We start from the raw sequence: 11,783 nt of genomic DNA, 5'->3' as shown, positions 1-11,783 counted from the left end.
GTACTGAAAAAAAACGAGGGTTTTTGACTTCAGGAAATGAAATGACTAAGAGGCTGTGGTTTTTTGTTGCCCTTTAAATAAAGGATGTAAAGATGAATGGCGAATAATACTTGGACTAAAGAAAAACTCAAAAGGTTTCTAAATGAAGGAAGAGGTCAGGGGAGTGGAAAGGAATATATCCCTTGGAATTTTACTTACAATTACAGCTCAAAGGGTCGTGTTTCAAGAATCTATGGACTAAAAACTAGACGCATCCATCACCTCCATTCTGATAATCAATACAGAGCTTTTTTATTATTCGAATTTAACTCGAGGGTTATTGATATAAGAGAATCTTTTCCACTATTAGATGTTAAAGAGGTAGTTGATGATAAAGAAGATTTACGGTTTGATAAGTTCACTGATAAAGACACTGGAGAACCGTATGTGTTAACCACGAACTTTCTCTTAACTGTAGAAGATGCTAATGGAGAGAAACAGGATGTAGCAAGAACCATAAAAAATACTACCGAACTTAATAGAAAAATAACATTTGAAAAGCTGGAGATTGAAAGAAGGTATTGGCAGCAACAAGGGGTTGATTGGAAGGTAATAACCGAGAAACAACTTCCTAGACAATTAGCTAAAAATATTGAATGGATAAGAGAGACTATGCTGGAGGGAAGTGAAGGGGAGTTAGATAAAGATGAGCTTTCATTAGTAATGCTTAGGTTGCTCTTAGAAAATGGTGAACTTCCAATAAGGGAGGTACTAAAATTGTTTGACAAAATGGAAGAATTACAGAAGGGTACAGGTTTGTTTCTCTTTCGTTATTTGATAGCAAAGAAGGAACTAGCAGTTGATATGACAAAAAAGATAGATTTATCATCAAATGTCAAAGATTTAATACTGTAAGGAGGTTGATTTTGTTGGAACTAAAAGAGAATTTGTTATTACAATATCTTGATGGAAAAACAATTCGAATTGTATATTGTGATCGACTTTCTTCTATTATATATGCAATAGATATGAATAAAATTAGATGGCCATTTGCGATGAAGAAAGATGAATTAGTTGCTAATTACCAAACTGAAAAAATAGTTATTTTGGAAAATGACCCATATATACGTAATGTTGTAGAAGAAGAACTTAGTGACGCAGAAAAGGAAAGAAGAAATCGTGCTTGGGATATTGTGAATTTCGTATTTCAACAAGTAGATTCTGAGGTTTTGATATTCCAAAGCAGGTATCGAGAAAATGCTATTAAACTAGCTGAAACATCCTATAAGATAAATTATTCCACTGTAAAAAGTTATCTTGTGAGTTATTGGAAGGGAGGAAAGATACGTAATGGGTTGCTTCCTGCATTTAATTTATGTGGATCAAAAGGAAAGAAAAGAATTGCTGGCGATAAAAAGAGAGGGCGGCCAAGAAAGTCTGGAGCTCAAGAGGGTGTAAATGTGGATGATAAAATCAAGAAATACTTCAAAATCGGTTTGAATCGCTATTACTACAATGGAAGACAGAACTCATTAAAAGTAACTTATGAATTAATAATAAAAGACTTTTTCACAGAAACAAATGTTGATGGTAATGGTAATGAAGTTACAGTGATTAAGGATCCTTCTAAAATTCCAACTTATTCCCAGTTCCTATATTGGTATAAAAAGTTTAATAATCCAAAGAAGGAATTAATTAATAGAAATGGAGCAAGAAACTATTTCCAAAATCATCGTACGATCATTGGAAATTCAACACAAGATGCAGGAGTAGGCCCAGGAACATTATGGCAAATAGATTCTACTCAATTTGATATATATTTAGTTTCTTCAGTTGATCGTAATCTAATTGTTGGAAGGCCAACAGTTATTTGCATAATAGATATTTTTTCAAGAAAAATTGTGGGCCTGAATGTTACTTTTGAGTCATTTAACTCTTATACGGGTACCATGGTAGCACTTGCTAATGCAATGTTACCTAAAGAAGAGTATTGCAAACAGTATGGTATCTCACTAGAAAAGAATGAATGGGACGTGGCTTGTGTACCACAAAAAATCTTTGCAGATAGAGGTGAGTTAAACGGTAAACAAGTAGAAGATGCTATTGCTGGTTTAGGAATCTCAATTCTGAATGCTCCTCCTTACCGAGCTGACTACAAAGGAGTCATAGAACAAGCATTTGCACAATTAAATATAAAAGTAAAACCATTTGCTGATGGGATTGTCAAAAATGGCAAGAATGCAAAAGAAAGAGGTGACGAAGAATATAGATTAAAAGCGAACTTATCTATAGATGAGTTTACTAGAATTCTTATAAAATGCGTGCTTTTTCATAATAATCATCATGTACTTAGTGGGTATGTACTGGATGAAATGATGATTGAACAGGGAATAGAAAAAATCCCTTCTAAAATATGGGATTATGGAGTGAAGAACATGAAGGGACAACTCCGATTCCTACCAGAGCAAACGGTGAAAATGCACTTACTACCAACCGATTTTTCAGCTTCTATAACATCCCGTGGAGTTAGATTTAAGAAGATGCTTTATGCTTCGGATTATTCACTTAAAAACAATTGGTACCAGTCAGCAAGGATTAATGGTAGCAAAAAAATAAAAATCTGGTATGATCCACGTGACTTATCCTACATTTACACCATCAATGAAGATGGTGAATTTCATAAATTAACATTGCTTGAACATTTGACCAAGTACCAACATAGAGGTATTGATGAAATCAAACAGATAATCAAATATGAAGAGTCATTGGATAGTAAGACTAAGGAAAAAGAATTGCAGGAAAAGATGAAGTTATACGACGATATTCAAACGATTGTTGGTAAAGGAAAGAAGAAAACTGAAATGGAAAAGGATGACTCTTTAAGTAAAGCTGAGCGGTTAAGAGGAATAAGGGATAATCAAAGACAGGAAAAAGAATTACAACGGGAATTATTAAGAAAGAAAAAGAAAGATTTGGTGATGGACACTCAATCTATAGTGGAATCACAAGACATTCAGGATCAAGATGATGAACTCAGTATGTTCAGAGCTATACAACAATTAGATTGGGATGATGATATTGAGTAATCCTATATTTCTACCTAATGGAATGGAAGCAATTAAAGCAGAATATAAGGAATTTCCACTTGAAGAATTTAATCAAAATCCATTAATCCAAGCATTGCCACCATTATTGGATAAAGCAGCAACCATTAAGAAACTTATGGTTAAACCTATCTACAAGAAAGAAGAAAGAAATGTAGATAGTGCTTATCGAATTTATATGGTAAATCGCCTTTTCCAGTTGTTCACGCCTTTACCGGTACATATAGAAGTGTGGAATATGATTCATTCATTGATTATGCAAGGTTATCTTGCGAGGAATCCTTTCGATAAGGACTATAAACAATATATTAATGAATCTGGAAAGGAAATAATCAATCGTTCTTATGAAATAAATAGCAGACATAACTTCAGGACTACTGCTGGTTGTGGGACATTTATTGGCTATTCAGGTATTGGAAAGACTACCACTATTAATCGAGTGCTTTCTAATATTCCTCAAGTAATTGTACATAATCAGTATAAGAACATACATTACAATCAAATCCAACTGGTTTGGCTTAAACTAGAAGCTCCTAGTAATTCTAGTTTAAAGGCTTTGTGCCTTCAATTTTTCATGAAAATAGATGAGCTCCTTGGTACAAATAATTATAAGAAATATGTTTCTAGGAATATGTCTGTGGATCACATGCTACCCTTAATTGGTCAGGTAGCACACAATATAGGGTTGGGTCTCCTGATTATTGACGAAACACAGAATATAAAAAAACGTGGTGCAGATCAAATTATGAACTTCTTTGTCTATCTAATAAACTCAGGAATTAACCTTTGCTTAATTGGGACTCCGGGAGCATATGATCTTTTTGGGAAAGAATTGCGAATGACTAGGCGATTAACAGGTAATGCAGAAATCATTTATAACAATATGAAATATGGGGATGAATTTACTTTCTTACTAGAGTCGATTTGGAAATATCAATGGACAAGAAAGTTTGTTCCTTTTAACGAAGAATTTGAAAAGTTGTTTTACGAAGAAACACAGGGTATATCAGACTTGATGATAAAGCTGTTTGTATACTCGCAGCAGCAGGCGATAGAAAATGGTAAAGAAGAATTATCTGTAGAGCTAATTAAGAGAGTTGCAAAACAAAAGTTTAGGTTGCTTCAACCCATGTTGAATGCTATACGCTCAGGGAATCCCCACAAGATTGCAAAGTACGAAGATATCAGAAGAATAGAGTTGGAGCAGCCAGTTGTATCAAAAAACAATGAATATAAAAAGCAAGAGCCGATAAAGAAGAAAAGTAATGATAAAGTGAAAATAGTTGAAAAGGTTGAAAAACCAACTACAAAAGTAAAGCATAAGCAATATAAGGAAGATGACTTACGTTATTTACTTCAGGAAGGGGAAAAACAGGATAAGACACCATATCAAGTGCTTCTTGAAGATGACTACATAGAGGATGCTGCAAAATGGATTGAGGTGGGTACACTATGATCAATTTCCTTCCACAATTGTATGAAAATGAACTGTTTTATTCTGTTATTGCACGTTATAGAAGAATGTGCGGAATGGTTAGTAAAAGAGCATTGATAAATGATTTATTTGGAAGATACGTCGTTGTATCTTCCTCTTATTTTCCGCAATATATTGATTCCTGTGTTGCATGTCTCCCACCTACATCAAATATAACAACTAGGGAGATTATTAAAAAACATACTCTGTATCCATTTTATACGTCTTTTTTATCACCAGAAAAGACAGAATTAATTTATGAGACGATGGCTGGTGGAGGGGATGAGTCAAAGTTAAATATAGAACAACAAATTGGTCTCGGAGGGAGTAAAGTAAGGAAATGCAATTTTCTAAGATATTGTCCATTATGTTATAAAGAGGATATCGAAGTATTAGGTGAAAGCTACTGGAGGGTAAATCATCAAATTTCAGGGGTGCTTTATTGCTCTAAACATAAAGTTTTATTAAAGGAGAGCTCTGTATTAAGTACCGGAAGTGGGATTGAATTTATATGTGCGGATGAACAAGTTTGTAATGAAAGTGTATTGGAGGATAATTATTCAGATAACGTAAAACAATTAAATATTCATTACATCAATAATGTAGAACGTTTGCTAAAAGGCAACTATCCAAGGAGAAAATTAGAGTTTTTTATTAAATACTATATTGATAGACTCAGAAAAAAAGGATTAGCCTCCAAGAATGGAAGTTTATATATGAAGGATGTTCAAGAACGCTTCTTGCTATATTATCCTAAGCAATATTTAGAGTTAATGCAGAGCGGTGTTAATCCAGAAAGTCCATCTAATTGGCTTCGACTTTTTGTTCGAAACAACAACAAGAACAGGAGTCCATTGAGACATTTATTATTCTTGCAGTTCTTAGGTATTAATCTGGATGATCTTTTTCACAATCGGGAGGTAATCGGAAAGAAGTCTGTTTCAGTCCAGCATAATCCAAGTTTTGATATTCATCAGAGAAGAGAAAAGTGGTTACAATTAATTGCAGATAATCCTGGTGCAAATAGAAGTGAATTGAAAGAGAAGGGAAAAGGGCTTTATACATGGATCTATAAATATGATAGGGATTGGTATGACAAAGTAACTCCAAAATCTGCTACAGGAAGAGAGAGAGCTGGAACAATTGATTGGGATAAGAGAGATGAGGAATGTTTGAGGCTTGCTAAAGATGCTGTTGAAATTATTTTACATAGAAAAGGTAAACCAATGAGAGTGACCTCGTCGAGCATAAGAAAAACGTTAGGTTTTGGGTCATGGTTTCATAATGAGAAGTTAGTAAGAACACAGCATTACTTGGAACAAGTAAAAGAAGGTATAAATGAATTTAGGATTAGAAAGATTAAATGGGCAATTGAGGAAAGGATTAAGCAAGATAAAGAGCTGACTGTTTATAAGGTGCAATTGCACGCTGGGTTTGGCGGAAGTAATAAGGAGATTAAAGAGTTAATTATGAAGGTATTAGAAAAGTATATTTAGTCTCCAAAGTAATCGTATTGAAAATCCCAATCGGAGTTTGGTTGACTACAATTTAATGATAACATTATACTTAAAAATTTACTTTTCATAAATATTATACTTTATAGTTGACTTTTTTAACGAATAATCTAAAATAGTAATTATACGGGGGGTATGGGGATGATTAATTTAGGTAATGAGGTTGTTAAAGAAATTGTAAATACTTTAGTGGCATCGGATTCTGATTCACGTTTATTATACTTACAATCTATTAATAATGAATCTGGAGAAGGAACTCAGAATAGTAGAGCTATTCAAAAGTGGGATTACCGGTATAACAATATTTTAAAAGTGGCTAAAAACTTCGGCTTGAAATATATAAAATTGGGTCGTGGTAAATTGTGGGAAGCAATTCTGATTCAGGGGCCAGAAAATGAAATTTATGTATTCTTTAGTAAAACCAACTTAAATAGAATAATTAGACGTGGCAAACACAATCATTATTTAAGACTACTTAATTTATTCAATCAAGACCTTGATGAGTTGAAGCCTTTAAGTCAACAATTGGCACTTCCTGTATACAATGAAGAGGTTGAGAAAAAGGATGACTGGAAAATGCAAGCAAGAGAAATGCTACATATGATGGAAACGGATCCAAGTAAAGTCATTGTGTTTGCATTTGATACCTCATTTGTTTCTATTGTTAAAGCATTTGCTTTTAATACTAAACATGAGCTGGTATGGGAAGAAGATTTTTCTGAGCTTATTGATGTTAATTATCACTCGGTATTGAAGGATGATAATGTTGAACCAGCTATACGTGAAAGTAGTAACATTAATAATACTAAAGAAGAAAAGAAACGCATTGTAAAGTTAAAGGGGTAATAATTTGAGTTTGGAGATAGTAGTATGAAAAAGATATTTAATGGAACAAGGCTAAAGGAAGCAAGACTTTATAATAAGTTGACGATTACAGAACTAGCTGAAAAATTAAATGTTACTAAGCAAATGGTTTCAAAATATGAAAAGGGAAAAAGTGAGCCAAGTTTTGAAAAATCACTCCAACTAAATAATATTCTAGGATATCCAAGAGAGTTTTTCTATACGACAGATAAATTTTTAATTGAAAATGAAGGGACATTTTTTAGGTCAAGATTAACAGCTACTCAGAAATCTAAGGAACCAGCTTCAATTGCTCTTAAATATTCAGTTATTGTAAGGGATTTTCTGGAACAGTATATAGATTTTCCTATTTTACAGAACAGAGAAGTTTATGAAGGAAAAGATAATCCGGAAGAAATTGCTTTAAGTATTCGAGAGTCTATGAATTTAGGATTGGAGCCAATACACGATATTATTGAAGTTGCAGAATTAATGGGTTTCACTGTTATTAATATGAACTATCAAGAAGAAAAAGTTGATGCTTTTAGTAGCATGAACACTATTAATGGTAACAGTTACTTTGTAATAACAACAGGCGACTCGGGATCATTTTACAGACAACAGTTTAGTATTGCTCATGAAATAGGACATTGGGTTCTTCATCAAAATATAAATCCTCAAGAATTAGATAAGGATGAATATAAGATAATTGAAGAAGAAGCCAATAAAATTGCTTCAATATTACTATTGCCAAAGGAATCATTTGGAGAAGAGTTAAAATCAAAAATAGTCGATGAAATAGACACGTACTATAATCTAAAAAGAAAATGGAATGTCTCAATGGCAGCAATGATAAAACGGGCAAAAGACTTGAGTATTATATCTGTTGACCAACAAGCGAAATTGTATAAACAAATGCACTACAGAAAATGGAGAAAACCTGAGCCCTTTGATTTAGATACTAAAGTAACATTACCAGTTGCATTTAAGCAGTCTTTAGAATTGTTAATTGATGAAAACATTTTGCAGGGGCATGAAATTCCGTTAATGATAGCTGAGCAATATAATCTATATCTTACACCTAAAATGTTAGCTGAAATTTGTGGTGTTGAACCAGTCCTATTCATGGATAACAGCCAATCAAAAGTTGTCTTAAAAATAAAAGATTATAGAACTAAGTATAGTAGTTAGTTGTGTACAGTGTAATATTCTATTGAGAAAAAGTCACTTCTTAGAGCTTTGCAATATCTAAGAGTGGCTTTATTATATTTAATGCCTAATATTAAGGAGAGACAATTATGGAAACTAGAATCTATGAAAGGGAATAACTGTATAGAGAAGTATGGGGATGAGTCTATGACTCCGCTTTCTAATCGTTATGGTGTAATTGATGTTCCATTACGCAAACAGCAATTAAAGGATAAAGCAGTTTAACTGTTGAATTAACCATGGCTATTTCTCACATTTAGTATAATTTAACTTTAATGAGGTGTTCACATGAAATCTATAAGAGCGATTGATTCACCATATTTTTTAAACAGAGGTACAATTTCCATTTATAAAGGTAACTTTAAATTAAAGGTTGATAAAAATGAATATGAGTTAAACGGTGTAATAGAATTAAACTTCTTCCCAAAGCCTTGCATTAGATTCGAAGGGACATGTGAAGGGTTCAATTTATCATTATTGGATAGTAATGATATGTTGTTGAGTATTGATGGTATGTATTCTACTAGGGTTTCTTTAGATTTAGTACAAAATGATTATTACATAAAAGGCCAAGTTCTCTACGAATTGAAAGATATTGATAATCATCAACTGGTAGATACTTATTATCTACATATTGTAAATTATCTTAAATATTTAGGTGACTCAATATTTAATGGGAAATTTCACTTTACTGGTGGAGTTGGAATTAATTTTGGAGACTGGAAAATTAAATTACACATGAGACATGATTATAAAGATAAAAGGATATTTCAAATGTTAGAGGATACCAATGGATTTGATATAACTCACATTATCGAAATAAAGAAGGAAGATGGTTCTCTATTTAATAAAGATGAGATAGCTAAGATTGAGGAAATAATAGTATGGGTGCTTAGTCTAAGCTCAGGTAGACACATAGGGATCCCTATAAAAATAGGTAAAAGGAAGAATGAGATTATCCATAGAAACTTTTCAACTCCATTAATAAGCCCCTATAAAAAAATACCTAACTGGTTTCCTAAACAACGAGGTAGTACAATAAATGAACTCTTTTTGTTGTTAGAGAAAAAGTTTGAAGATGAATTCTTAAAACAGTCGATTAAAGAAATAATTCATTGGTATGTAGAGGCTTTAAATTCTACATTTATAGAAAATAAAACTATTAATTCACAGATAGCACTTGAGAAACTCTCATATATTTTACTCACACAGCAAACACCAAAAATTATTAGTGCCAGACAATATAAGATTAATAGCTTTCAAATAAATTTACAAAAAACCTTGGAGTTGTTGAATATAGAAACAAGATTTACAGGTGATTATACTATTTTTAGAAATAATTATGAAAACGGCCCTAACCTTCTAATTAAATATAGAAACCATATTGCTCACCCAAAAAGAAATCAAAAGATAGAACAATTCTCATCTAAATATAAATACTTAATTATGAATTTGGGAGTGTATTATACTGAAATGCTATTATTATATTTGATAGGATATACAGGTTTACACGTGAATAGATTGAAATTCCCAAATTGGGAAGGGAATTATGATGTACTACCATGGACAAAATAAATTCTGTAGATAGTAGCAAGAATTGATAGAAGTTCAAATTAAAAAAAATTATAATGATGATGAGCCTTTCTTTTTTTGAAGAGACTTATCATCACTTTTTATTACTTTGATCTGTTTATAAATGCCGAATTGATTATGTTATAACATAAGTCAATTAACGAGATTGTCTAGTTATTATTTAAACATATTTGAAAGGGGATTCAAGAATGTCTAAACAGATTTTTTATGATATTACAACCTATAATTCTAGTTTAAATTCATTAAGCAAATTAACCGAGCAAAACGTAAATGATATTGAAAACTTTATTATGATTAATGGGGAGGACTACTTTGCTAACCACTTTTTAGAAGAATTTGATGTTAATGATTTTCAATTACTAGAAAAAGATTTATGGCTTGTATCACTTCATGTTACTACCAATAACGATAATTGTAATTCGATAAAAAAGCATGGATTATTAAACCTTCAGCAAACTATTTCCTTGGATACACCGTTTAATCAGTTTTTAGAGGAACATAAGATTAAAATTGACTTAGAACAAAAAACTGTACAACATAAGGAGGATGTATACGATATTAGTAAGGAATATAGTGGATTTTCTGATGATGAAAAGGAAAGAGCACTAGATTTTATAATATATAAATTGTTTGAGGATTATCAAATCAACGGTTTTTTCTCAAATGATAATGTTTTAGATTATGGTGGATACGTAAATAGAAGGCCCGAATTTCTTTACAACTTAGGTGAGTTCTTAAACTTACCTGATTTAGAGTATGATTGGGCAAAAAATAATAAATGCTATGTTGTTAAGTTCGCTGCACCAATAAATGATTACACTGATTGGACATTTATGAACAAGTCGGAATATAAATACCTAGATAAAGAAGAAATAGAAATAAGAAAAAGAAAAAGGATGATTAATGAATCTTTAACTAATATTCATTATGGATTCTTTGACAAAACCTTAACGGAAAGTTATTCATATATTCATCCAAATAAAAGAATTCCATACTCAAATATCATCGAGGTATATACGGATGAGGAATATTTAAAATCCAATGAATAAGTAAGATTAGAACTAAGTTTAAAAGAGCAGCTCGCAAATAGAGAAGTAAGAGTAATATACAGTTTGTAGTCTTTTAAGGGGAACGAAGGTATTGTCTTAACTTAAACTTTTATTAATTCATATACCAACGTTCCCTACATGAGAAGTTAGGAAGATTGTTCTTTAGTTAATGTTTTTTTCCATTCACCAGTCCTTACTCTTCGAATGATTTCTCTCTGGACTTTTATTCTATAATCATCAAAATCATTCCCGAATTTCTGTGAAAAACCACAGTTATCACATATCAGATATGTCGGATGCGGAGAATAATACCCATTAGATGATTTACTTGATACCACAAGATCATTCATACAGTTGGGGCAAATAGGGTGTGGTGAACTATTAGTTAAAGATAACTTTCTGTCAAATCCTTCGTACCATTCAAAAATCCACAGAATGTTATCAATGGTATCTTTTCTATAGTGCGTTAAATTAGAATGCTCGATACTACTACCGCTGTGTATTAGAACCTTTTTAAACAAAAGATATATAAATAATACAAAGAGAATTATCCATATTGATACCTGATATGCTAAGAGTGTTATAAGAACATTCTTTAACCAATTAAAAATTAATATAAACGCTTCAAGAACATTTACTTTATTAATATATGCGACTATTGGGGTTGCAATCGCTGTTCCAACAACGGTACCTATTATTGAAGAAATAGTTGGATGTTTTAGAATATCTTTCATTTACCTTATCTCCTTTTTGCTCCCTATTTAACTTACTTTTTACCAATTGCTGACCAACCTATAATTATTATAATATATTAAAATATTTTGCAAAGAAGTTTAAAGGTAATTTCTAAAATTTCGACCTATGGAAACTAAGACTTTTTGTGCATAATTGGATTACAATTGCCTTTTCTTATCTCCTAACCTCCTAAATCTACTATGTCTAACAATAATTAACATCCCGCAACCATAATAAACATTACCGATTCAGACCCCGATTTCGTGAAAATAAACATTTCCGA

Annotated in this window: 9 protein-coding genes; 8 read left to right on the top strand and 1 reads right to left on the bottom strand. The window is 31.8% G+C overall.

The annotated features are described in order from the left end of the window. Nucleotides 1-96: 96 nt before the first annotated feature. The 8 genes from CWR45_RS09315 (at nucleotide 97) to CWR45_RS09280 (ending at nucleotide 10,765) form a co-directional block, all read left to right on the top strand. Nucleotides 97-894: a TnsA endonuclease N-terminal domain-containing protein gene (locus CWR45_RS09315; protein WP_115749603.1), complete on the top strand. Its 798-nt coding sequence runs from the start codon at nucleotides 97-99 to the stop codon at nucleotides 892-894. A gap of 14 nt (nucleotides 895-908) precedes the next feature. Further along, nucleotides 909-3,065, top strand: a complete 2,157-nt coding sequence (locus CWR45_RS09310) for a Mu transposase C-terminal domain-containing protein (protein ID WP_115749602.1) — start codon at nucleotides 909-911, stop codon at nucleotides 3,063-3,065. Continuing rightward, nucleotides 3,058-4,539 carry an ATP-binding protein gene (locus CWR45_RS09305; RefSeq protein WP_170138833.1) on the top strand — a complete coding sequence of 494 codons (1,482 nt, stop codon included), beginning with the start codon at nucleotides 3,058-3,060 and terminating at the stop codon, nucleotides 4,537-4,539. Before CWR45_RS09310 ends, CWR45_RS09305 begins: the two co-directional genes overlap by 8 nt. Beyond that, nucleotides 4,536-6,053 carry a TnsD family Tn7-like transposition protein gene (locus tag CWR45_RS09300; protein ID WP_115749600.1) on the top strand — a complete coding sequence of 506 codons (1,518 nt, stop codon included), beginning with the start codon at nucleotides 4,536-4,538 and terminating at the stop codon, nucleotides 6,051-6,053. Before CWR45_RS09305 ends, CWR45_RS09300 begins: the two co-directional genes overlap by 4 nt. Before the next feature lie 159 nt (nucleotides 6,054-6,212). After that, nucleotides 6,213-6,917, top strand: coding sequence for a DUF5986 family protein (locus tag CWR45_RS09295; protein ID WP_115749599.1), 705 nt, complete (start codon nucleotides 6,213-6,215; stop codon nucleotides 6,915-6,917). A 24-nt stretch (nucleotides 6,918-6,941) separates the two neighbouring features. Further along, on the top strand, nucleotides 6,942-8,105 hold the full coding sequence (locus CWR45_RS09290; RefSeq protein ID WP_115749598.1) for an XRE family transcriptional regulator: 1,164 nt from the start codon (nucleotides 6,942-6,944) through the stop codon (nucleotides 8,103-8,105). 306 nt (nucleotides 8,106-8,411) lie between these two features. Beyond that, nucleotides 8,412-9,698, top strand: a complete 1,287-nt coding sequence (locus CWR45_RS09285) for a YopA family protein (RefSeq protein WP_115749597.1) — start codon at nucleotides 8,412-8,414, stop codon at nucleotides 9,696-9,698. A gap of 206 nt (nucleotides 9,699-9,904) precedes the next feature. Next, the gene (locus tag CWR45_RS09280) at nucleotides 9,905-10,765 is read left to right on the top strand and encodes a hypothetical protein (RefSeq protein ID WP_115749596.1); all 861 of its coding nucleotides are present in this window, start codon (nucleotides 9,905-9,907) and stop codon (nucleotides 10,763-10,765) included. Between the two features lie 146 nt (nucleotides 10,766-10,911). Here the strand turns inward: CWR45_RS09280 and CWR45_RS09275 are convergent, their stop codons facing one another. Beyond that, the gene (locus CWR45_RS09275; RefSeq protein ID WP_115749595.1) at nucleotides 10,912-11,499 is read right to left on the bottom strand and encodes a hypothetical protein; all 588 of its coding nucleotides are present in this window, start codon (nucleotides 11,497-11,499) and stop codon (nucleotides 10,912-10,914) included. Nucleotides 11,500-11,783: the final 284 nt, after the last annotated feature.

Origin of the sequence: Oceanobacillus chungangensis (assembly GCF_003369565.1) — a bacterium.
GTDB lineage: Bacteria > Bacillota > Bacilli > Bacillales > Amphibacillaceae > Oceanobacillus > Oceanobacillus chungangensis.
Note: the sequence above shows the minus strand (reverse complement) of the source record. Positions and strands in the feature narration are given on the sequence as shown.

What these genes read in the sequence shown, in the direction of transcription:
- CWR45_RS09315 (WP_115749603.1), top strand. Translation starts at nt 97, where the DNA reads ATGGCGAATAATACTTGGACTAAAGAAAAACTCAAAAGGTTTCTAAAT.
- CWR45_RS09290 (WP_115749598.1), top strand. Translation starts at nt 6,942, where the DNA reads ATGAAAAAGATATTTAATGGAACAAGGCTAAAGGAAGCAAGACTTTAT.
- CWR45_RS09280 (WP_115749596.1), top strand. Translation starts at nt 9,905, where the DNA reads ATGTCTAAACAGATTTTTTATGATATTACAACCTATAATTCTAGTTTA.
- CWR45_RS09285 (WP_115749597.1), top strand. Translation starts at nt 8,412, where the DNA reads ATGAAATCTATAAGAGCGATTGATTCACCATATTTTTTAAACAGAGGT.
- CWR45_RS09295 (WP_115749599.1), top strand. Translation starts at nt 6,213, where the DNA reads ATGATTAATTTAGGTAATGAGGTTGTTAAAGAAATTGTAAATACTTTA.
- CWR45_RS09275 (WP_115749595.1), bottom strand. Translation starts at nt 11,499, where the DNA reads ATGAAAGATATTCTAAAACATCCAACTATTTCTTCAATAATAGGTACC.
- CWR45_RS09300 (WP_115749600.1), top strand. Translation starts at nt 4,536, where the DNA reads ATGATCAATTTCCTTCCACAATTGTATGAAAATGAACTGTTTTATTCT.